At 70.6% G+C, this 22,012-nt stretch carries 21 protein-coding genes and 1 riboswitch; of the genes, 16 read left to right on the forward strand and 5 right to left on the reverse strand.

The genetic code is table 11. The features are described 5' to 3' along the window. The 3 genes from ABTX60_RS01920 to ABTX60_RS01930 form a co-directional block, all read left to right on the forward strand. Positions 1–1,323, forward strand: a 1,323-nt coding sequence (locus tag ABTX60_RS01920; protein WP_352095138.1) for a cytochrome c oxidase subunit I, incomplete at its 5' end; no start/stop codon positions are given. After that, positions 1,320–1,718, forward strand: coding sequence for a cytochrome c oxidase subunit 4 (locus tag ABTX60_RS01925; RefSeq protein ID WP_351641970.1), 399 nt, complete (start codon positions 1,320–1,322; stop codon positions 1,716–1,718). The genes ABTX60_RS01920 and ABTX60_RS01925, both read left to right, overlap by 4 nt. 131 nt (positions 1,719–1,849) lie before the next feature. Next, complete coding sequence (locus ABTX60_RS01930; RefSeq protein ID WP_352095139.1) at positions 1,850–3,103, forward strand: L,D-transpeptidase; 1,254 nt, start codon at positions 1,850–1,852, stop codon at positions 3,101–3,103. Positions 3,104–3,181: 78 nt separating this feature from the next. Here the strand turns inward: ABTX60_RS01930 and ABTX60_RS01935 are convergent, their stop codons facing one another. Further along, positions 3,182–3,583 (reverse strand): response regulator, encoded by a 402-nt coding sequence (locus ABTX60_RS01935; RefSeq protein WP_352095140.1) that lies wholly within the window; start codon positions 3,581–3,583, stop codon positions 3,182–3,184. A 145-nt stretch (positions 3,584–3,728) separates the two neighbouring features. Between ABTX60_RS01935 and ctaE the strand changes: the two genes are divergently transcribed. From ctaE to ABTX60_RS01965, 6 genes are all read left to right on the forward strand, one after another. Further along, complete coding sequence (gene ctaE / locus ABTX60_RS01940) at positions 3,729–4,349, forward strand: aa3-type cytochrome oxidase subunit III (protein WP_003989683.1); 621 nt, start codon at positions 3,729–3,731, stop codon at positions 4,347–4,349. A gap of 81 nt (positions 4,350–4,430) precedes the next feature. Further along, positions 4,431–5,243 carry a cytochrome bc1 complex diheme cytochrome c subunit gene (gene qcrC, locus ABTX60_RS01945; RefSeq protein ID WP_352095141.1) on the forward strand — a complete coding sequence of 271 codons (813 nt, stop codon included), beginning with the start codon at positions 4,431–4,433 and terminating at the stop codon, positions 5,241–5,243. Continuing rightward, positions 5,240–6,313 (forward strand): cytochrome bc1 complex Rieske iron-sulfur subunit, encoded by a 1,074-nt coding sequence (gene qcrA / locus ABTX60_RS01950; RefSeq protein ID WP_352095142.1) that lies wholly within the window; start codon positions 5,240–5,242, stop codon positions 6,311–6,313. Before qcrC ends, qcrA begins: the two co-directional genes overlap by 4 nt. After that, entirely contained in the window at positions 6,310–7,932 is a 1,623-nt protein-coding gene (gene qcrB, locus ABTX60_RS01955) for a cytochrome bc1 complex cytochrome b subunit (protein WP_352095143.1), read from the forward strand. Before qcrA ends, qcrB begins: the two co-directional genes overlap by 4 nt. A 166-nt stretch (positions 7,933–8,098) precedes the next feature. Further along, complete coding sequence (trpD, locus tag ABTX60_RS01960; protein ID WP_352095144.1) at positions 8,099–9,163, forward strand: anthranilate phosphoribosyltransferase; 1,065 nt, start codon at positions 8,099–8,101, stop codon at positions 9,161–9,163. Between the two features lie 84 nt (positions 9,164–9,247). Continuing rightward, a riboswitch (SAM riboswitch) is annotated at positions 9,248–9,364 on the forward strand. Positions 9,365–9,498: 134 nt separating this feature from the next. Then, on the forward strand, positions 9,499–10,866 hold the full coding sequence (locus tag ABTX60_RS01965) for an aminotransferase class V-fold PLP-dependent enzyme (protein WP_352095145.1): 1,368 nt from the start codon (positions 9,499–9,501) through the stop codon (positions 10,864–10,866). 28 nt (positions 10,867–10,894) lie between these two features. On the opposite strand, the gene ABTX60_RS01970 is transcribed toward ABTX60_RS01965, so the two are convergent. Next, positions 10,895–11,176: an Lrp/AsnC family transcriptional regulator gene (locus ABTX60_RS01970; protein ID WP_030848030.1), complete on the reverse strand. Its 282-nt coding sequence runs from the start codon at positions 11,174–11,176 to the stop codon at positions 10,895–10,897. Continuing rightward, positions 11,173–11,925: a rhomboid family intramembrane serine protease gene (locus tag ABTX60_RS01975; RefSeq protein ID WP_352095146.1), complete on the reverse strand. Its 753-nt coding sequence runs from the start codon at positions 11,923–11,925 to the stop codon at positions 11,173–11,175. The genes ABTX60_RS01970 and ABTX60_RS01975 overlap by 4 nt, the downstream gene beginning before the upstream one ends. 159 nt (positions 11,926–12,084) lie before the next feature. Here ABTX60_RS01975 and ABTX60_RS01980 point away from each other — a divergent pair, with 159 nt between their 5' ends. The 5 genes from ABTX60_RS01980 (at position 12,085) to ABTX60_RS02000 (ending at position 17,466) form a co-directional block, all read left to right on the forward strand. Further along, entirely contained in the window at positions 12,085–12,324 is a 240-nt protein-coding gene (locus ABTX60_RS01980) for a hypothetical protein (protein WP_003989675.1), read from the forward strand. A 37-nt stretch (positions 12,325–12,361) separates the two neighbouring features. Continuing rightward, positions 12,362–13,711, forward strand: coding sequence for an NYN domain-containing protein (locus tag ABTX60_RS01985; protein WP_352095147.1), 1,350 nt, complete (start codon positions 12,362–12,364; stop codon positions 13,709–13,711). 245 nt (positions 13,712–13,956) lie between these two features. Continuing rightward, positions 13,957–14,997, forward strand: a complete 1,041-nt coding sequence (locus tag ABTX60_RS01990; protein ID WP_352095148.1) for a C40 family peptidase — start codon at positions 13,957–13,959, stop codon at positions 14,995–14,997. A gap of 241 nt (positions 14,998–15,238) precedes the next feature. Continuing rightward, a complete protein-coding gene (locus ABTX60_RS01995) occupies positions 15,239–16,252 on the forward strand; it encodes a C40 family peptidase (protein WP_352095149.1) in 1,014 nt (337 codons plus the stop codon). A gap of 32 nt (positions 16,253–16,284) precedes the next feature. Next, positions 16,285–17,466, forward strand: a complete 1,182-nt coding sequence (locus ABTX60_RS02000) for a hypothetical protein (protein WP_352095150.1) — start codon at positions 16,285–16,287, stop codon at positions 17,464–17,466. 24 nt (positions 17,467–17,490) lie between these two features. Here the strand turns inward: ABTX60_RS02000 and ABTX60_RS02005 are convergent, their stop codons facing one another. Continuing rightward, positions 17,491–18,021, reverse strand: a complete 531-nt coding sequence (locus tag ABTX60_RS02005) for a PadR family transcriptional regulator (protein WP_352095151.1) — start codon at positions 18,019–18,021, stop codon at positions 17,491–17,493. A gap of 105 nt (positions 18,022–18,126) precedes the next feature. Here ABTX60_RS02005 and ABTX60_RS02010 point away from each other — a divergent pair, with 105 nt between their 5' ends. Beyond that, the gene (locus tag ABTX60_RS02010) at positions 18,127–19,449 is read left to right on the forward strand and encodes an MATE family efflux transporter (RefSeq protein WP_352095152.1); all 1,323 of its coding nucleotides are present in this window, start codon (positions 18,127–18,129) and stop codon (positions 19,447–19,449) included. On the opposite strand, the gene ABTX60_RS02015 is transcribed toward ABTX60_RS02010, so the two are convergent. Next, on the reverse strand, positions 19,410–20,648 hold the full coding sequence (locus ABTX60_RS02015; protein ID WP_352095153.1) for a glycosyltransferase 87 family protein: 1,239 nt from the start codon (positions 20,646–20,648) through the stop codon (positions 19,410–19,412). The genes ABTX60_RS02010 and ABTX60_RS02015 overlap by 40 nt on opposite strands. Before the next feature lie 117 nt (positions 20,649–20,765). Between ABTX60_RS02015 and ABTX60_RS02020 the strand changes: the two genes are divergently transcribed. After that, a complete protein-coding gene (locus tag ABTX60_RS02020) occupies positions 20,766–21,908 on the forward strand; it encodes a glycosyltransferase family 4 protein (RefSeq protein ID WP_352095154.1) in 1,143 nt (380 codons plus the stop codon). Positions 21,909–22,012 lie beyond the last annotated feature (104 nt).

Raw genomic sequence — 22,012 nt, forward strand, 5'->3', positions numbered from 1 at the left:
ATCGCGGTCGGTGGCTTCCTCACCCCGCAGGGCGCGGCCGACTTCGGCTGGTTCGCCTACAGCCCGCTGTCGGACGCCGTCCGCTCCCCGGGCATCGGCGCCGACATGTGGATCATGGGTCTGGCCTTCTCCGGCTTCGGCACGATCCTCGGCTCGGTCAACTTCATCACCACGATCATCTGCATGCGCGCCCCCGGCATGACGATGTTCCGCATGCCGATCTTCGTGTGGAACGTGCTGCTGACCGGTGTGCTGGTCCTGCTGGCCTTCCCGGTCCTCGCGGCCGCGCTGTTCGCCCTGGAGGCGGACCGCAAGTTCGGCGCCCACGTCTTCGACTCCGCCAACGGCGGCGCGTTGCTGTGGCAGCACCTCTTCTGGTTCTTCGGCCATCCAGAGGTGTACATCATCGCGTTGCCGTTCTTCGGCATCATCTCCGAGGTCATCCCGGTCTTCTCCCGCAAGCCGATGTTCGGTTACACGGGTCTGATCGGCGCGACCATCGCGATCGCGGGTCTGTCCGTGACGGTGTGGGCCCACCACATGTACGTCACCGGCGGTGTCCTGCTGCCGTTCTTCTCCTTCATGACGTTCCTCATCGCCGTCCCGACCGGTGTGAAGTTCTTCAACTGGATCGGAACGATGTGGAAGGGCTCGTTGTCCTTCGAGACACCGATGCTCTGGGCGACCGGCTTCCTGATCACCTTCACCTTCGGTGGTCTGACCGGTGTCATCCTGGCCTCTCCGCCGATGGACTTCCACGTCTCCGACTCGTACTTCGTGGTCGCGCACTTCCACTACGTCGTCTTCGGCACCGTGGTGTTCGCGATGTTCTCCGGCTTCCACTTCTGGTGGCCGAAGTGGACCGGTAAGATGCTCGACGAGCGTCTCGGCAAGATCACCTTCTGGACGCTGTTCATCGGCTTCCACGGCACGTTCCTGGTCCAGCACTGGCTGGGCGCCGAGGGCATGCCGCGTCGTTACGCCGACTACCTGGCGGCCGACGGCTTCACCGCGCTGAACACGATCTCGACGATCAGCTCGTTCCTGCTCGGCATGTCGATCCTGCCGTTCTTCTACAACGTGTGGAAGACGGCCAAGTACGGCAAGCCGGTCGGCGTCGACGACCCGTGGGGCTACGGCCGCTCCCTGGAGTGGGCGACCTCCTGCCCGCCGCCGCGGCACAACTTCATCACCATGCCGCGGATTCGCAGTGAATCGCCGGCGTTCGACCTGCACCACCCGGAGATCGCCGCTCTCGACCAGCTCGAGAACGTCGGTCACGGCGAGAAGGCCATCGCTGGTGGCAAGGAGGCCGGCAAGTGAAGATCCAGGGCAAGATGTTCATGTGGCTGAGCGTCTTCGTCCTCGCCATGGCTGTGGTCTATGGCGTGTGGTCGAAGGAGCCGGCCGGTACCACGGCCCTCTTCCTGGCCTTCGGCCTGTGCATCATGATCGGCTTCTACCTCGGCTTCACGGCCAAGCGGGTGGACGTCGGTGCGCAGGACAACAAGGAGGCGGACGTCGCGGACGACGCCGGCGAGGTCGGGTTCTTCAGCCCGCACAGCTGGCAGCCGCTCTCGCTGGGCATCGGCGGAGCCCTCGCCTTCCTGTCGGTCGCCATCGGCTGGTGGCTGATGTACTTCTCGCTGCCGATCATCCTGATCGGCATCTGGGGCTGGGTGTTCGAGTACTACCGCGGTGAGAACCGCACCCAGTAACACGCGCCGAGCGCCGCAGGGGCCCGGACACTCCGAGAGGAGTGTCCGGGCCCCTGCGTTTGCCGCAATGCGTGTCACTCGTACGAGTCGCTCGGCGTGCCTCTGTTGACGCCGGTTCCTAGCGTGAGGTCATGAGCCACACAGTGATCTCCCGCCCCCGCACCGTCGTCAGCTGCACGCTGCTGTTGATAGCCCTCAGCGCGGGCGTCACCGCCTGCGGCTCCGACGGCAACCCGCTGGCCGCCCGCCCCTACGACGCGGCGGACCAGATCTCCTTCAACGCCCCCGACGGCGAGCGCGAGAAGGCCGACCCGGACAAGCCCCTGGAAATCGTCGAGGACTCCGACGGGCGCATCACGGACGTCACGGCCCACGACGCCTCAGGACGCTACGTGGCGGGCGAACTCACCGCCGACGGCAGCCGCTGGCACAGCACCTCCCCGCTCGCCGCCAACGCCAGCTACACGGTCCGTGTGAGCACCGAGGACGAGGACGGGGCGCCCGGCCGCAAGGTCGTCACCTTCGACACCGGCAAGCCCACCACCAAGAAGCGCCTGGACGTCACCTTCGGCCCCAAGACGGGCACCTACGGCGTCGGCCAGCCCGTCACCGCCGAGCTGAGCCAGCCCGTCAAGGACACGGCACAGCGGGCCGTCGTGGAGCGTGCCCTCAAGGTCTCCTCCACGCCCGCCACGGACGGCGCCTGGCACTGGGTGGACGACAAGAAGCTCCACTACCGCCCGAAGGAGTACTGGCCCGCCCAGGCCACCGTCCAGGTCCGCAGCAACCTGCAGGGCATCAAGATCGGCGACCGGATGTGGGGCGGCAAGGCCAAGCCGCTGACCTTCACCACCGCGGACAAGCTCATAGCCGTCACGGACGCCGCCGCCCACCAGATGACCGTCTACAAGAACGACGAGATCGTCCGCCAGATCCCCGTCACCACGGGCATGCCGGGCTACGACACCCGCAACGGCGTCAAGGTCGTCCTGGCCAAGGAGGGCACCGTCCGCATGACCAGCGCCAGCATCGGCGCCTCGGACTTCTACGACCTGGTCGTGCACCACTCGGTCCGGGTCACCAACAGCGGCGAGTACGTCCACGCCGCGCCCTGGTCGGTCGGCTCCCAGGGCTACGCCAACGTCAGCCACGGCTGCACCGGCATGAGCACCGAGAACGCCGCCTGGTTCTACGACACCGTCCGCGAGGGCGACATCGTCAAGGTCATCAACTCCGGCGGCGACATGATGACGCCGTTCGGCAACGGCTACGGCGACTGGAACCTCGACTGGGCGAAGTGGCGCACCGGCAGCGCCCTTCTGGGCGGCACCCCGGACGGCCCCACAGAGGCCGACAGGGCCCGTCTACGCCCTCAGAGCGTCTGACCTGAAGGGGCCGCGGGGAACTGCGCGAACAGCCCCCACGCACCCGCACACGCCGAACCCACGGGCGAACCCGAGCCCCTAGGCGTTCAAAGCCGCCTTGTCCCGGAGCAGCGAAGCCAGAGCCGCGGCGAACTCCACCGGCTCCACCGGCAGAGTCACCGCGGCCTCGGCGCGACTCCAGGTCGCCAGCCACGCATCCTGAGGCCGCCCGATCAGCAGCAGCACCGGCGGGCACTCGAACACCTCGTCCTTGATCTGCCGGCAGACCCCCATGCCCCCCATCGGCACGGCCTCCCCGTCCAGCACGCAGACGTCGATCCCACCCCGGTCCAGCTCCGTGAGCACGGCGGCAGGGGTCGCGCACTCCAGGAACTCCACCACGGGGACGTCCGGAGCCGGCCTCCGTCCCGTGGCCAGCCGCACCTGCTCGCGGGTGTTGGAGTCGTCGCTGTAGACCAGCACCGTGGCGGTCGGCTGCATTGTTCCTCCGTGACGTCAACGTCGTAAGGACAGGCCCGTTGGGCCGGATGCTACTCCCTTGAACACCACGTCAACACCGGTACGACCGGTGAAGACACTCCGAACGGCACCCCCCGGAGTGAGGGCGGGATAAGCGACCGACATAATGTCGGTCGTGGCGACAGCAACGACAGTAGAAACCGGGCACGCGCACCCGTCGGTCAATCGGCCGAACCTCACCAGCGTCGGAACCATCATCTGGCTGAGTTCCGAGCTGATGTTCTTCGCGGCCCTCTTCGCGATGTACTTCACCCTGCGATCGGTGACGGGTCCCGATCACTGGAAGGAGATGGCTGCCCATCTCAACTTCCCGTTCTCGGCGACGAACACCACCATCCTGGTGCTCTCCTCGCTCACCTGCCAGCTCGGCGTCTTCGCCGCCGAGCGCGGTGACGTGAAGAAGCTCCGGATGTGGTTCATCGTCACGTTCGTGATGGGTGCGATCTTCATCGGCGGTCAGGTCTTCGAGTACACGGAGCTGGTCAAGGACGCGGGCCTGTCCCTGTCCTCCGACCCGTACGGCTCGGTGTTCTACCTGACCACCGGCTTCCACGGCCTGCACGTGACGGGCGGTCTCATCGCCTTCCTGCTGGTCCTGGGCCGGACCTACGCGGCCAGTAGGTTCACCCACGAGCAGGCGACGGCCGCGATCGTCGTGTCCTACTACTGGCACTTCGTCGATGTCGTCTGGATCGGTCTCTTCGCCACGATCTACATGATCAAGTAGCAGGGCCCGCATCCGCGCGTGCTCGACGAAGCGCGCATCCCAGAAGCATCGACGCAGAAGATCCTGACACCGGGGTAATCCGTGAAAAAGCTCTCCGCACGACGACGCCACCCGTTGGCGGCGCTCGTCGTCCTACTCCTCGCGCTGGCATGCACCGGGGGGCTGTACGCCGTGTTCGCACCCGCGGACAAGGCGCAGGCCGACGAAACCGCCCAGTCCCTCACCATCGAGGAGGGCAAGAAGCTCTACTCGGTCGGCTGCGCCAGTTGCCACGGCACCGGCGGTCAGGGCACCTCCGACGGGCCGAGCCTGGTGGGTGTGGGCGCCGCGGCCGTCGACTTCCAGGTGGCCACCGGCCGCATGCCGGCCGCCACCTCCCAGGGCCCCCAGGTCCCGGAGAAGAAGAACATCTACTCGCAGGCCGAGATCGACCAGCTCGCGGCGTTCATCGCCTCGCTGGGTGCCGGTCCGTCCGTCCCGACGGAGGAGCAGTACGGCCCCGAGGGTGCCGACATCGCCAAGGGCGGTGAGCTGTTCCGCACCAACTGCGCGCAGTGCCACAACTTCACCGGCAAGGGCGGCGCACTGACGCACGGCAAGTACGCGCCGACCCTCGAGGGCGTCTCCCCGAAGCACATCTACGAGGCCATGCAGACCGGCCCGCAGAACATGCCGTCCTTCCCCGACACCACGCTGTCGGAGAAGAACAAGAAGGACATCATCGCGTACCTCGACGCGGTCAACAGCGAAAAGACCGAGAGCCCCGGCGGCCTCGAACTGGGTGGCCTCGGGCCGGTCAGCGAGGGCCTGTTCGGCTGGATCTTCGGTCTCGGCGGTCTGATCGCCGTCGCCGTGTGGGTCGCCGCCCGGACCGCAAAGGCCAAGAAGTCATGAGTAGCCAAGACATTCCAGAAGAGAACCTGCCTGCCGCGCAGTCCGCAGGACATGACGAGCACGGGCACGGCGCGGTGAGCGTCGCGGACGACAAGAACCCGTTCGCCGACCCGGGCCTGCCCCCTCACGAGCACCGAGTCCAGGACATCGACGAGCGGGCCGCCAAGCGGTCCGAGCGTTCGGTCGCCCTGCTGTTCACGGTGTCGATGCTGGCCACCGTCGCCTTCATCGCCTCTTTCGTGGCGATCCCGGTCGACAAGGCGGTCTTCATCTTCCCGCTGGGGCACATCAGCGCGCTGAACTTCGCGCTGGGCATGTCGCTCGGCATCGCGCTGTTCTGCATCGGCGCGGGCGCCGTCCACTGGGCACGCACCCTGATGTCCGACGTGGAGGTCGCCGACGAGCGGCACCCGATCGAGGCGGCGCCCGAGGTCCGCGAGAAGGTCTTCGCCGACTTCAAGCAGGGCGCCAAGGAATCCGCGCTCGGCCGCCGCAAGCTGATCCGCAACACGATGCTCGGCGCGCTCACGCTGGTGCCGCTCTCCGGCGTCGTGCTGCTGCGTGACCTCGGTCCGCTGCCCGGCACCAAGCTCCGCCACACGCTGTGGTCCAAGGGCAAGCTGCTCGTCAACATGAACACCAACGAGCCGCTGCGTCCGTCCGATGTCGCGGTCGGTTCGCTGACCTTCGCCAAGCCCGAGGGCCTGGAGGAGCACGACCACGACTTCCAGAACGAGATCGCCAAGGCCGCCCTGATGATCATCCGGATCCAGCCGGAGGACATCAAGGACAAGCGCGAGCTCGAGTGGTCGCACCAGGGCATCGTCGCGTACTCGAAGATCTGCACCCACGTCGGTTGCCCGATCTCCCTGTACGAGCAGCAGACGCACCACGTGCTCTGCCCCTGCCACCAGTCCACCTTCGACCTCTCCGACGGCGCCCGAGTGATCTTCGGTCCCGCCGGTCACGCCCTGCCGCAGCTCCGCATCGGCGTGAACGACGAGGGCTACCTCGAGGCGCTCGGCGACTTCGAAGAGCCCGTCGGCCCTGCTTTCTGGGAGCGCGGATGAGCACTGCACAGACACGCCGCAAGGCGCCCGCGGGTGAGCGGGTCGCCGACTGGGCCGACGGCCGCCTCGGGATCTACTCCCTGGCCAAGGCCAATATGCGCAAGATCTTCCCGGACCACTGGTCCTTCATGCTCGGCGAGATCTGCCTCTACAGCTTCATCATCATCATCCTCACGGGTGTGTACCTGACGCTGTTCTTCCACCCGTCGATGAACGAGGTGGAGTACCACGGCAGTTACGTCCCGCTCCAGGGGCAGCTGATGTCGGAGGCGTTCGCCTCCACGCTGGACATCAGCTTCGACGTCCGCGGCGGTCTGCTCATCCGGCAGATCCACCACTGGGCGGCGATCATCTTCCTCGCCGGCATGTTCGTGCACATGATGCGCGTCTTCTTCACCGGCGCGTTCCGCAAGCCGCGTGAGATCAACTGGATGTTCGGCTTCCTGCTGTTCGTCCTGGGCATGTTCACCGGCTTCACCGGCTACTCGCTCCCGGACGACCTGCTCTCAGGCACCGGTGTCCGCTTCACGCAGGGCGCGATCCTGTCCGTGCCGATCGTGGGCACGTACATCTCGATGTTCCTGTTCGGCGGGGAGTTCCCGGGTACCGACTTCGTCGCCCGGTTCTACTCGATCCACATCCTGCTGCTGCCTGGCATCATGCTCGGGCTCGTGGTCGGCCACCTGATCCTGGTCTTCTACCACAAGCACACCCAGTTCGCGGGTCCCGGCCGGACCAACAAGAACGTCGTCGGCATGCCGCTGCTGCCGGTCTACATGGCCAAGGCCGGAGGCTTCTTCTTCCTGGTCTTCGGTGCCATCGCGGCCCTCGCCGGCATCGCCACGATCAACCCGATCTGGGTCCTCGGCCCCTACCGGCCCGACCAGGTGTCGACCGGTGCCCAGCCCGACTGGTACATGGGCTTCGCCGAGGGCCTGATCCGTGCCATGCCGGGCTGGGAGATCAACCTCTGGGGTCACACGCTCGTCCTGGGCGTGTTCATCCCGCTGGTGCTGTTCGGTGTCTTCCTCGGGATCATCGCCCTGTACCCGTTCATCGAGTCGTGGGTCACCGGGGACAAGCGCGAGCACCACATCCTGGACCGGCCGCGCAACGCCCCGACCCGCACCGGCGTCGGTGTCGCGTGGGTCACCGGCTACATCATCATGCTGATCGGCGGTGGCAACGACATCGTCGCCACGCACTTCCATCTGTCGATCAACTCGGTGACCTGGTTCGTCCGGATCGGGTTCTTCCTCGGCCCGGTCATCGCCTTCGTCGTCACCAAGCGCATCTGCCTCGGCCTGCAGCGCCGGGACAAGGAGAAGGTGCTGCACGGCCGCGAGTCGGGCATCATCAAGCGCCTGCCGCACGGTGAGTTCATCGAGGTGCACGAGCCGCTCAGCCAGGAGCAGATGTACACGCTCACGGCGCACGAGCAGTACAAGCCGGCCGAGATCGGCCCGACGGTCGACGAGAACGGTGTCGAGCGCAAGGTGAAGGGCTCCGAGAAGCTGCGCGCCAAGCTCAGCGACGCCTACTACGGCGAGGGCGCCCAGATCCCGAAGCCCACCGCCGAGGAGTACCGGGAGATCACGAGCGGCCACGGCCACCACTGATCACTGCTTCGCCACGCCACAGAAGGGCCCCGTCCGTCCCCCAAGCTCAAAAGAGCAGGGGGTACCCCCATCCGGACGGGGCCCTTCGCGGTGCTCGCGGCTGGATAGGGTGGACCCGTTGAGACTCTCGTCCCGTAGTACGGGACGCCTGACCCTGGAGCGGCTTATGAGCGCTGTGACCCCCGCTGGAGGCGACACCGCGGCGGGCCGCTCCTGGCCCCTGCTGCTGAACGGCCTGCTGGACGGCAGGCACCTGAGTGCGGACGACACCGCCTGGGCGATGGACCGCATCATGCGCGGCGAGGCGACCGAGGCGCAGATCGCCGGGTTCGTCGTGGCCCTGCGCGCCAAGGGCGAGACCGTCGAGGAGATCAACGGCCTCGTCCGCGCGATGTACGCGCACGCCAACGTGATCGAGGTGCCCGGGGCGACGGTCGACATCGTCGGCACCGGCGGTGACGGCGCCAAGACGGTCAACATCTCCACGATGTCCTCCATCGTCGTCGCCGGCACCGGTGCCAAGGTCGTCAAGCACGGCAACCGGGCCGCGTCCTCGGCGTCCGGGGCCTCCGACGTGCTGGAGAAGCTCGGGGTCAACCTGGAGCTGCCGCTGCACCGGGTCGCGGAGGTCGCCGACGAGGCCGGGATCACCTTCTGCTTCGCGGTGAAGTTCCACCCGGCGCTGCGCCACGCGGGCGCTGCCCGCGGCCAGTTGGGCATCCGCACGGTGTTCAACGCCCTCGGCCCGCTCACCAACCCGGCCCGGGTCCGCGCCCAGGCCGTCGGCGTGGCGGACCCCCGCATGGCGCCGATCGTCGCGGGCGTCTTCGCCGAGCGCGGCAACTCTTCCCTGGTCTTCCGGGGCGACGACGGCCTCGACGAGCTGACCACCACGGCCACGTCCCGGGTCTGGACCGTCCGGGACGGCAAGGTGTCCGAGGAGGCCTTCGATCCGCGTGACGTGGGCCTCGAACTGGTCCCCGTGGAGGCGCTGCGCGGCGCGGACGCCTCCTACAACGCCGAGGTCGCCCGGCGGTTGCTGGACGGCGAGAGAGGCCCGGTCCGCGACGCGGTCCTGCTGAACTCGGCGGCGGCACTGGTGGCGCTGGAGCCCACCACCGCGCCCCTGGCCGAGCAGATCGGCGCCGGGATGGCGAAGGCGGCCGAGTCGATCGACTCGGGGGCGGCGAAGCGCACGCTGGAGCGCTGGGTGGCCGCGAGCAACGCGTAGCGGACCCCGTAGGTGAAGGGGCGGCGTCCCGCGATCCGGACTCGGGTTGCGGGGCGCCGATCTTTTCGCGTACGTTCCTGAACAGGTCATGAGTGACAGTCATGAGGCCCCGGCCGACTGTCCGGCAACCCTCCGTCCGTGGCGGGGTGCCCCGGGTGAAGACCGGGCCGCAGGCAGCGAGGTCTGCGGCAAGCGCGTGACGAGGAGTCTTCCGTGAACCAGCGAATGCGATAGGGCCGCAGAGCCCCGCCTCCGCATCCCCTTTTTCCTTTCACCCCCGCTCGAGCCGTGCGCGCTCGCGGGCGGATTCCACCTGCCTTCACGGGAGTTCCGTCATGTCTGTCTCCACCCTTGCCGCCGACCAGTCTGTTTGCACCCCTCTGCCCGTTCTGGGGCGGGATGTCACCGTTCCGCTCGTGACCGGTGGCGAGGTCACCTACGCCGCGCTCGACTACGCCGCCAGTGCCCCGGCGCTCCAGCGGGTCTGGGACGACGTCGCCGCCTACGCGCCGTACTACGGCAGCGTGCACCGCGGTGCCGGGTACCTGTCCCAGCTCTCGACCGACCTGTTCGAGAACGCCCGCCGGACCGTGGCCGAGTTCCTCGACTGCCGCGAGGACGACCAGGTCGTGTTCACCCGGTCCACCACCGACTCCCTCAACCTCCTGGCCGCCGCGCTCCCGGCCGACTGCCAGGTCTTCGTCTTCGAGACCGAGCACCACGCCTCCCTGCTGCCCTGGCAGGAGGCCCGGGTCACCTATCTGGACGCCCCGCGCACCCCGCGGCAGGCCGTCGAGACCCTGGAGCGCGCCCTCGCCGACCGGGACCCCTGCGGACCGGCCCTCGTCTGCGTCACCGGCGCCTCGAACGTCACCGGCGAGCTGTGGCCCGTGCGGGAGCTCGCGGCGGCCGCGCACGCCCATGGTGCGCGGATCGTGCTGGACGCCGCACAACTGGCCCCCCACCACCCCGTGTCCGTCGCGGACCTCGACGTCGACTGGGTCGCCTTCTCCGGGCACAAGCTGTACGCGCCCTTCGGCACGGGCGTCCTGGCCGGGCGGGCCGACTGGCTGCGCGCGGCCGAGCCGTACCTCGCGGGCGGCGGCGCCAGCCGCAAGGTCAGCCGGCGCGAGGACGGGGGAGTGGACGTGGAGTGGCACGACACCGCCGCCCGCCACGAGGCCGGTTCGCCCAACGTCATCGGCGCCTACGCCGTCGCCTCGGCCTGCAAGGCGCTGACCGAGGCGGGCTTCGACACTCTCGTCGCCCGGGAGCAGCACCTGGTCCGCACGGTGCGCGACGGTCTCGCCGACGTACCCGAGGTGCGGTTCCTGTCCCTCTTCGGGGACGACGCGCCGCGCGTCGGCGTGCTCTCCTTCGTCGTCGAGGGCTGGAACAGCTCACACTTCGCCGCCGCCCTGTCCGCCGAGTACGGCATCGGCGTGCGGGACGGGCTGTTCTGCGCCCACCCGCTGCTGCGCACGCTGCTCGGCAGTGACCCGCAGGCGCAGGGCGAGTGCGGGTCGCCCGAGGCCGCGCCCGGGGAGAAGTCGCTCAACGCCATCCGGGTCAGCTTCGGCGCCGGCACGCCCGACGAGCACGTGGAGCGGTTCGTGCGGGCGGTGAAGGAGCTCGTGACGGACGGGGCGAAGTGGAACTACCGCACGCAGGACGGCCGCTGCGTGCCGGACACCTCCGCCTGAGCCGGCCGCCGCGGGGGACCGACGGGCCCTAGTTGTCGAGCCCGATCGAGAACGCCGCCTCCAGGTCGTGCTGCGAGTACGTGCGGAACGCCACGTGCGTGTCGGTTCCCTCCACCCCGGGGATCTTGCTGATCCGGCCCGGGATGACCTCCGCCAGGTCCTCGTGCTCCTTCACCCGGACCATCGCGATCAGGTCGTAGGTGCCGGTGACGGAGAAGACCTCGCTGACGCTGTCCAGCGCCGCGATCGACTCGGCGATCTCGGGGATCCGGTCCACGCTGGTCTTGATGAGGACGATCGCGGTGATCACGGCTGGTTCTCTCCCTCGGGGGCCGGAGCAGGGGCGGCCTTCACTCTAGTGGGGCCGGTGGGGCGGCCGTAGCGGACCGACGCGTAGCCGAAGCCCAGACCGAATCCGATCAGGTGGGCGAGGTAGGCCACCCCCGGCCCGTCCGGGGCCCGCCCCGCCGCCAGCCACTGCAGCGCCGCCCAGAACGGCAGGACGACCCACGCCGGGAAGCGCACCGGCAGGAAGAACAGGAACGGCAGGAGACTGGTCACCCGGGCCCGGGGGAACAGGTACAGGAATGCACCGAGGACCGCCGAGATCGCCCCCGAGGCCCCGACCAGGGACTGCTCGGAGTCCGCGTTGGCGACGGCGTAGCCCAGCAGGGCCAGGTAGCCGCAGCCGACGTAGAACAGGGTGAACTGCACCCGGCCCATCCGCTCCTCGGCCATCGCCCCGAAGACGTAGAGGAAGAGCATGTTGCCGAGCAGGTGGACCCAGCTGCCGTGGACGAAGAGCGCCGTCGCGGGGGTGAGGGCCGACCCCGCGGACCCTTCGAACAGTTCTGCGGGGACCACTCCCCAGCGCCGGAAGTAGGCCCGCTGCACGGCGAGCACCTCGTCGCCGGTGCCGTACGCGGGATTGAGTCCCGAGGCGGGTCCGGCCAGGAAGAGCGTGCAGCACAGGGCGATCAGTGCGTACGTCACCGGCGCCGAGGACCCCCGGACCGATCGGCCGGCCCGGATGATCGACGCGCTCCACTTGCTGATCATGAGCACAGAGCATGACGTAACCGGACGCAACCGCACAGATCGCCTCGCCGCCGTGGACGCGCGGGCGGCGCGGAGTCCCCAGGCCGTAGGGTTACGAGCCATACGCACCGGGGATGCCGGTCGCGTCACGGACACTAGAAGGAAAGAGAACAGGTCACGATGACGGTTCCCCTGCCGACCGCCGAGACGCGGTGGCGCTGCACCCTCTGCGGCAACCTCACGAGGTTCGACGTGACCCGCTCGTCGAAGGTCGTCGAGTACGTCCACCTCGACCTGGCCGGAGAGCCGAAGGTCGAGGAGCGCGAGGTGCTCAGTGAGACCATCGAGTCGGTGCGCTGCCGCTGGTGTAACGCGGTGGATCAGGTGGAACTCGTGGACAGGCCGGGCGCCGGCTCCTGACGGGAGCAGGCCCCGCACAGGCATTGGGGTGTGACGGATGGTGGAGACCACGGGCGGGGGGCCGGACGACGGCGCCGCCGAGGTGCTCGACCGTCCGCTGCCCGACGGCGTGCGCCGCAGGGTCGTGCAGATCGTCTCCGACGGCTTCGGCTCGCTGACGGTCGGCGAGCTGCCCGCGCAGCTCAGGCAGTACGCCCGGTTCGCGCCGAACCGCCGGGCGAAGTTCGCCGGCAACGCGATGGCGGCCGCGCTGGAGACGGATCCGCTGTTCCGCCAGCGCATCGGGGAGAAGCTCAGAGAGACCCAGCCGGAGCTGACCGGCGCCCTCGACTCAGGCTCCCCGCCCCCGGCCGCGGACCCGCTCGACGTGGCGGCCGCGGCCTACGTACTGCGGCCCCCCGGCTGGGTGAAGCTGGTGGCCGCCGCCGGCGAGGAGGCCCAGCGGGCCGACGCCGAGCGGGCCGACGAGGAGAGCCGGGCCGAACTGGAGCGGCTGCGCGCCGAGCTCGACCGCGCCCGTGACCACACCCGGGCCGAGACCGAGCGGCTGCGCACGGAGCTGGAATCGGCCAAAAGGGAGACCGAGGCGCTGCACCGCAAGCTGCGCGCCGCCCTCAGCGACGTCAAGCGCGGCGAGGCCGCCCTGCGCAAGGCGCACGGCGAGATCGACGCCGTCCGCGCCGAGGGGCACGCCCAGGTGTCCGCCGCCGAGAGCGAGACCCGGCGGCTCAAGTCCCGGCTGAGCGAGTCCGAGGCCGCCCTGGAGGCCGCGCGCCGGGCCGCCCGCGAGGGCCGCAGCGTCGAGGACATGCGGGTACGGCTGCTGCTGGACACCCTCCTGGACGCCACCCAGGGGCTCCGCCGCGAACTGGCCCTGCCGCCGGTGTCGGTGCGGCCCGCCGAGACCGTGGACGCCGTCGAGCCGGGCCGGATGACCCCGAAGGACATCGCCGCCCGCGCTCTGTCCGAGAACGACCCGCAGGTCCTGGACCAGCTGCTGGCGCTGCCGCAGGCCCATCTCGTCGTCGACGGCTACAACGTCACCAAGACGGGTTATCCGCAGATGCCGCTGGAGAAGCAGCGCCTGAGGCTGCTCGGGCAGCTGTCCCAACTGGCCGCGCAGAGCGGCGCCGAGGTGACCTGCGTCTTCGACGGCGCCGAGCTCGCCGCACCGGTGCTGCTGGCCCCGCCGCGCGGCGTACGCGTGCTGTTCTCGAAGCCGGGCGTCACCGCCGACGAACTCATCCGTCAACTGGTGCGCGCCGAACCGCCGGGGCGTCCGGTCATCGTGGCGTCCACCGACCGCGAGGTCGCCGACGGCGTGGCCCGGGCCGGTGCCCGCCCGGTGGCGTCGGCCATGCTGCTCAAGCGCCTTTCGCGCGCCTAGGGGGCGTACGCCCGCTCTGTAACCCCTGGGCGTGATGCCCGGATTGGTGTGGCCGGTGAGCCACGGTGAGTCAAAGGGGGCTCACCGCCTGTGAGTCCAGGGGAAAAGATGGCCTACCGTGACGCAATTTTTCATCTGAGGATTTGAACTGATCACAGGAAGGTCACTAGGGTCGGGCCCAACCTCCGCTCGGGTGATCACTCATCGGGAGAGACGGCGGAGGGGCCAGAAGGAGCTTTTCACCCGTGGCGTCCCACCGTCGTCCCAAGCAGCCGAGCCGCGCACGTGTGACCGTGCTGACCACAGCCGCCGCCGCTGCCGTCGCCTTCAGCTCGCAGGCCGCCAACGCGGCCCCCAGCGAGAAGCCGAGCAAGGACGAGGTCAAGACCAAGGTCGACAAGCTCTACGAAGAGGCGGAGCAGGCCACCGAGAAGTACAACGGGGCCAAGGAGAAGCAGGAGAAGCTCCAGAAGGAGATCTCCACCATCCAGGACAACGTGGCCCGCGGCCAGGAGGAGCTCAACGAGCTCCGGGACAGCCTGGGCCTCGCCGCCGCGTCGCAGTACCGCACCGGCTCCATCGACCCCTCCGTTCAGCTGTTCCTCTCCGCCAACCCCGAGGACTACCTCGACAAGGCCTCCACGCTCGACCAGTTGAGCAGCCAGCAGGTCGAGGCGCTGAAGAAGGTCCAGGAGAAGCAGCGCGAACTCGCCCAGGAGCGCGCCGAGGCCTCCGAGAAGCTCAAGGACCTCGCCTCCACCCGTACCGAACTCGGCAACAAGAAGAAGGAAGTCCAGGGCAAGCTCGCCTCCGCGCAGAAGCTGCTCAACAGCCTCACCGCCGCCGAGAAGGCCGCTCTCGCCGCCGAGCAGAGCCGCGCCAGCCGGGCCAGCGAGCGCGACGCCCTCGATGTCGACGTCCCGCCGGGCTCCGGCCGCGCCGCGGCCGCCTTCGCCTTCGCCCAGAGCCAGCTCGGCAAGCCCTACGTCTACGGCGCCACCGGCATGAGCTCCTTCGACTGCTCCGGCCTCACCTCCCGGGCCTACGCCGCCGCCGGCATGCAGATCCCGCGCACCTCCGAGGCCCAGGCCCAGATCGGCACCAAGATCTACTCGACCAGCCAGCTCAAGGTCGGCGACCTGGTGTTCTTCTTCAACGACCTGCACCACGTCGGCCTCTACGCCGGCAACGGCCAGATCATCCACGCCCCGCGCACCGGCACGGTCGTCCGCTACGAGTCCATGAGCACCATCGGCGGCCCGTTCATGTTCGGCGTCCGCGTCTGACCCCGGTCCCCGAAGCTCGCGAGATCGTCCCGAGGTCCCCTCGGCGTCTTCAAGATCAGGACACCGTGTCCGCCGTTCGGGCGAATCACGGCCGCCCCGAGTGAGCCCACGCCCCGCCATTGACCTGCGTCAGCGGCGGGGCGCAGTGCTGGACACCCCCGGATGGTCGTTGGCGGTCCCCTGCCACGGGGCTACTGTCTGCCGCGTTCCAAGTCCGCCAGCGGAAGGAGAGCGGCTTCCCGTGGGGTCCCATCGCCGCCTTGCACCGTCCGGGTTCGACCGGGGCGCCGGTGCCGCCGTCAGCATCCTGTCCGTCGCGGCCGCCGCCCTGAGCGTGGTACCCGCAGGCGCCGCACCGCACGACGACACCCGGGCCGCGGTGGACCGGCTCTACGAGCAGGCCGAGAAGGCGACCGAGGCGTACAACGAGGCCGACGAGCGCGCCGACGAACTGCGCGAGCAGGCCGGCACCGCCCGGGACCGCACCGCCCGGCAGCAGCAGCGGGTCAACAACCTGCGCGAGTCCCTCGGTTCGCTCGCCGGCGCCCAGTACCGCTCGGGCGGCATCGACCCGTCCCTCGCCCTGCTGCTCTCCGACGACCCGGACGACTACCTCGACCACGCGTCCCGGCTCGACCGCCTCACCGCCCGCCAGGCCGGCGAGCTGAAGAAGCTCCAGGACGCCCTGCGCGAACTCGCCCAGGACCGCGAGGAGGCCGCCGGCAAGCTCCGCGAACTGGAGAAGAGCCGCAAGGCCGTCGCCGCCCGCAAGAAGACCGTGGAGCGGAAACTCGCCACGGCCCGGCGACTGCTCAACTCCCTGCCGGACGCCGAGCGCGACGCCTACGGCCGCGCCTCCCGCTCCGGCCGCCCGGGCATGCCCGGCCTCGGTGGCGCCGGCGCCGCCTCGGGCCGCGGGTCCGCCGCCGTCGCCGCCGCCCGCAGCGCGCTCGGCAAGCCCTACGTCTGGGGCGCCAACGGGCCCGGCGGCTTCGACTGTTCGGGTCTGATGCAGTGGTCGTACGCGCAGGCCGGGGTCGCCCTGCCGCGCACCTCGCAGGGGCAGCGGTACGCCGGCCGGCAGGTCCCGCTGTCCGAGGCGCGCCCCGGGGACCTGGTCCTCTACCGGGGCGACGCCAGCCATGTCGGGATGTACATGGGCGACGGCCAGGTCATCCACGCGCCCTACCCCGGCGCGCCCGTGCGCTACGACCCGGTCGGGATGATGCCCGTCTCCTCGGTCACCAGGGTCTGACCGGCGCGGCCCGGCGCCCGTACGATCGGGTCGTGGCTGGTCGAAGGTCGGGGCATGCGCTGGTGGCGCTCGTCGTGCTGCTCGTCTCCCTGGCCGGGTGCGGCGGGCGGCCCGCGGCCGACAGCGCCACGGCCGACGTCCAGCGCCTCCTGGACCGGCGGGCCGCCGCCGTCCTGGACCGCGACGAGCGGGCCTATGAACGAACGGGCAGGGGGACGGACTTCGCCAAGCTGCGCGCGGTTCCCGTGGCGGCGTGGTCGTACCGGGTGACCGCGGTGCGCCGCACCGGCGACACGGCCACCGCCGACGCCGAACTGCGCTACCGCGTCGCCGGATACGACCGGGCGCCGGTGACCGCGGGGCGCACCCTCCGGCTGGGCCGGGACGCGGACGGGCGGTGGTCCGTCGACACCGACCGGCCGGCGAAGAAGTCCGCACAGCAGCTGTGGGACCAGGGAGCGGTGCAACTGATCCGGGGACGGCACAGTCTCGTGCTCGGCGTCGGGCAGTCCGGGCAGGCGCTGCGAGACTTCGCGGACCTGGCCGACCGCGCCGTACCGGCGGTGTCGGACGCGTGGGGCACGGACTGGAGCCGGCGGGTCGTCGTGCTGGTGCCCAAGTCGGTCGAGGGGATGGCGGGCCTGCTCGGCTCGCCCGCCTCCTCCTACCGCGGGATCGCGGCGGTCACCACCGGAGAGACGGGGGCGGCCCGGGCGCCGGCGGACCGGATCATCGTCAACCCGGACGCGTTCGCGCTCCTCGGCGGCCTCGGCGAGCAGGTCGTCGTCACCCACGAGACCACCCATGTCGCCACCCGCGCCCGGACCACGGCCGCCACGCCGCTGTGGCTGTCCGAGGGGTACGCCGACTGGGTCGGCTACCGCGCCGCCGGCCGCACCCCCGCCGAGGCCGCGCCGGAACTGTCCCGGGCCGTCCGCGAGGACCGCCTCCCCACCGCACTCCCGGACGACGAGGACTTCGGCTTCACCGGCGACGCGAGTCGTCTGGCCCGCTCCTACGAGAGCGGCTGGACGGCGTGCCGGCTGATCGCCGACCGCTGGGGCGAGGCCCGGCTGGGCGCGTTCTACCGGGCCGTCGGGGAGCACCGGCAGCGGGCCGGGGCGGTGGAGGACGCGATGCGGAAGGTCCTGGGGACCACTCCCGACGCCTTCACGCAGGACTGGCGGGCGTATCTGCGGGACCAGCTGGGCTGAGCCCGGCCCGGACCGCCCGCACTCTCACTCCGCCCGCTCCAGCACCTCGACGGCCTCCCGCAGCCAGGCCCGTTCCGCCTCGCCCGTCGCCCGGGCCACGCGCAGCATGCCCTGGCGGAACAGATCCTCCGCCTCCTCGGCGCGGACCGGCCGGCCGGAGTCGTAGAAGAAGCTCGTCGGCGCCTGGAGGAAGTCAAGCCGGCGGCGCAGCACCGCGGCCTGCTCGTGCCGGTCGGGCAGGTGGCGCAGGAAGGCGAGGACCGTGTTGAAGCGGACGTGGTCGGTGATCTCCGTCTGCTTGGGGTCGCGCAGCCGCGCCAGCAGTTCCTCCCTGCCCTTCTCCGTGAGGGCGAGGATCCTGCGCGGGGCGGCGCTCGCACCCGGCTCGGTGCGCTGGTCGAGCAGGCCCGCCGTGGTGAGCCGGGTGATCGCCGGGTAGAGCGCGCCGTCGCTGACCGGCCGGACATGCCCGGTCAGCGCCTTGATGCGCTCCTTCAGTTCATAGCCGTGCAGCGGCTGTTCGGCCAGGAAGCCCAGGATCGACAGCTCCAGCATGGTCCTCCTTGCGGGTGGTCGACACCGCATGCTACCTCTTAACGAGCTACCTCGATTCGAGATAGCTCGAATCGAGGTTCGTCAGGCCTCAGGGGGACCGCCACCGTGAACACACACCGCACGCAGCTCCTGCTGCTCGCCCGCCCCGTCTACTTCTCCCTCCTCGCATCGGTCGCCGCAGGGATCATCAACACCGTCTGGGTCGCCCGGCTGGGCGGTCCGGCCGTGGCGGCCGTGGCCGTGGCGACCAGCACGGAGAACGTGCTGCTCGGTGTCGCCCTGGTCTTCGCCTCCGGCACCACCGTGCTGGTCGCCCACGGCCGCGGTGCCCGTGATCCCGGGGCCGTACGGGCCGCCGTGCGCGGCGGGTGGGCGCTGTGGGCGCTGGTGACGCCCCTGGTGGTGGCGGGCGGCCTGCTCGCCCGCGAACCGCTGGCCCGGCTGGTGCTGGGCGGAGCGGACGGCGCCGCGCTCCCGCTCGCCGTCGCCTACTTCACGCTCTCCATGCCGGGCATGGCCGTCTTCTTCGCCCAGCAACTCGTCGACGGCCTCCTGAAGGGCACCGGCGACACCCGCACCCCGATGCGGCTCGCGCTGCTGGCCAACGGCCTGATCCTGGTCCTGGACCCGCTCTTCATCCAGCTCGACGGCGTCCGGGGCGCCGCAGCCTCCACCGTGCTGTCCCGGTGCGTGGCGCTCGGGGCCGGACTCGTGGCGCTCCGGCGCAACGCCCTGCTGCGCACCGCCCGCCGGGCAGAGCCGGGGGAGACCCTGGCGGTCTCGCTGCGCCGGACGCTGACGACCGGGCTGCCGATGTCCTCCGACTTCACCGTGCGGCAGACGGGCGCCCTGGCCCTGGTCGCGATCGTGGCGCGGCTCGGTGTGACGGCGGTGGCCGCGTACGCGATCGCCTACAAGGCCATGTACGTGGCGACCATGGCCTTCTACGCCGTCCGCCAGGCCGCCGCCATCCACACCGCCCACACGCGCGGGGCGGGGCGGGACGCGCGGCGGGCGATCGGGAGGCAGGCCGTGTTCCTCTCCGCGGCCCTCGGCCTCACCGCGGCCGTGCTGCTGGCCGTAGGCGCCCCATGGATCATGGCCGCCTTCGGCGCGGGACCCGCGGTGGCGCACGAGGGTGTGCTGTTCCTGCGCTGCGTCGGGCCCTATCTCGTGCTGATGGCGGGCCTGATCGCGCTCGGCGGTGTCTTCGAGGGCAGCGGAGGCGCCCCCGCGCTGCTGCGCGTCACCGCGCTCGGGACGGCGGTCCAGCTGGCGCTCGCGTACGGACTGACGGGGCTCGGACTGCCCGGAGTGTGCCTGGCGCTGGCGTTGGCGGCGGCTGTGCAGTGCGGCCTGGCGGGGTTGCTGTTCCGCCGGGTCCCGGTTCAGGAGGAGACGGGGGTCTCGTCGGTCCGGGTCGGCTGAGGGGGTACGGGGGCGGGCGGGGCGACGGACGGTACGGTCGCCCGCCACAGGGCCCGGGCCGCGATCAGCGTGGCGGCCACCAGGAGGCCGTTGCGCAGGAACAGCAGGGTGATCCCGAGGCCGTTGCTGGCCACGACGTCGGCGAAGTAGAACGGGAACTCCAGCACCGTCACCAAGCACGCGACCAGCACCAGGGCGACCGGCAGCCGCATCCTGCTGCCGGGGAAGTACAGGCACACCGCCGCGAGCCCCACCAGCCACACCATGTACTGGGGGCTGATCACCCGGCTGGTGGTGGTGAACATCAGCACCGCCACGAAGGCAGCGTCGGCGAGCGTGTGCTCCTCGAAGCGCCGGGCCAGCAGCCGCCACAGCACCAGCCAGCCGAAGGCCGCCCCCGTCAGGAACAGCGCGCCCGTGCTCACCTCGCTCACATACGGCCCGAGGAACTCGATCGAGCCGTAGTTCAGCAGCACCTGGCCCTGCCAGCCGAAGTGCCGGGCGACATGGAAGACCAGGGCGCCCAGCGACTCCACCTCGGTGCCCCGGTCGCGCTGGAAGGTCAGGAAGGCGAACGCGCCCGGCATGGCCAGCGCGAAGCCGGCCGTCACCGCCATGCCGGTCAGCAGGGCCGACACCCACGCGCTGCGGCAGCGGGCGGCCAGGAGCAGCATCGCCGGCCAGACCTTCAGCAGCGCCCCGAAGGCGGCCAGGGCGCCCATGGCCCTCGGGTGCCGGGCGCCCGCGAGCAGCGCGGCCACGGCCACCGCCGTGACCATCACGTCGTAGCGGGCGTACACGGTCGGCCCGAGCAGCGGTACGCCGATCACCCACACCCAGGTGCCGCGCAGTGACCGGCCCGGGCGGCGTCCCGCGTACGCCATGAGGGCCGTCACGGCCAGGTCGGTGACGCAGACCAGCACGAAGAAGGCCGTCGCGTAGTCCAGGAAGGGCAGCAGGCCGGGGGAGAGGATGGCCAGGGCGGCGGCGGGCGGGTACTGCCAGGTGACGTCGGACAGCGGGAAGGTCCCGGTGCTCAGGACGTGGTACCAGCCCTGGTAGATCACCTGCACGTCGCTCGTGACGTCCGGGCCCGGGAAGACGAACACCTTCAGGACGAACAGCAGCAGCAACAGCCTCGTGAGACACCAGACCACCGCCGGCCATGCCAGGGACCGCCTCGTGCCCGTCGTCTTCACGCGATCCCTGCCCGTTCCCGTGCCGTGTTGATGGGGCCATGATGGGCCCACCGCCTGTGAGCGTGCCATATGTACTTCCGCACAGGGCGGTGAGGGCGGTTCGGTAGGGTCGGCGGCGTGCGCAAGACCCTGATCGTGACGAACGACTTTCCGCCCAGGCCCGGGGGCATCCAGGCGTTTCTGCACAACATGGCGCTGCGGCTGGACCCGCAGCGGCTGGTCGTCTACGCCTCGACCTGGAAGCGGACCCGGGAGGGCGTCGAGGCGACCCGCGCCTTCGACGCCGAGCAGCCCTTCACCGTCGTACGGGACCGTACGACCATGCTGCTGCCGACGCCCGGCGCCACTCGGCGGGCCGTCGGCCTGCTGCGGGAGCACGGATGCGCCTCGGTGTGGTTCGGGGCGGCCGCCCCGCTCGGCCTGATGGCCCCGGCGTTGCGCGCGGCGGGCGCCGAGCGGCTGATCGCCACCACGCACGGCCACGAGGCCGGCTGGGCGCAGCTGCCCGCCGCCCGGCAGCTGCTGCGCCGGATCGGCGACGCCACGGACACGATCACCTACCTCGGCGAGTACACCCGCTCGCGCATCGCCTCCGCCCTGACGCCCGAGGCGGCCGCCCGGATGGCGCAGCTGCCGCCCGGCGTCGACGAGAAGACCTTCCACCCGGGCTCGGGCGGCGACGAGGTCCGGGCACGGCTGGGCCTGACGGACCGTCCGGTCGTGGTGTGCGTCTCCCGGCTGGTGCGGCGCAAGGGGCAGGACACCCTGATCCGGGCCATGCCCCGCATCCTCGCGTCCGAGCCCGACACCGTCCTGCTGATCGTCGGCGGCGGCCCCTACGAGCAGGACCTGCGGCGGCTCGCGCACGAGACCGGCGTCGCCTCCGCCGTCCGCTTCACCGGTGCGGTGCCCTGGTCCGAGCTGCCCGCCCACTACGGCGCCGGCGACGTCTTCGCGATGCCGTGCCGCACCCGCCGCGGAGGCCTCGACGTCGAGGGCCTCGGCATCGTCTACTTGGAGGCCTCCGCGACGGGCCTGCCGGTCGTGGCCGGCGACTCGGGCGGCGCCCCGGACGCGGTCCTCGACGGCGAGACGGGCTGGGTGGTGAGGGGCGGCTCCCCGGAGGAGGCCGCAGACCGCATCACCGTCCTCCTCGCCGACGCCGAGCTGCGCCGCAGGATGGGCGAGCGGGGCAGGGCGTGGGTCGAGGAGAAGTGGCGCTGGGACCTGCTCGCCGAGCACCTCAAAGACTTGCTGTAGAGCAGTCGCCCCCAAGGGGCGCGGGGCTGTATCGATGTGCGGCTCCGCCGCGTGGGCGCGAGAAACCACGAACAATCCGCACTCGCCCACAAGGATCAAGCCGC

The sequence above is a fragment of the Streptomyces sp. NPDC126510 genome (assembly GCF_040302345.1).
Taxonomy (GTDB): Bacteria; Actinomycetota; Actinomycetes; order Streptomycetales; family Streptomycetaceae; genus Streptomyces.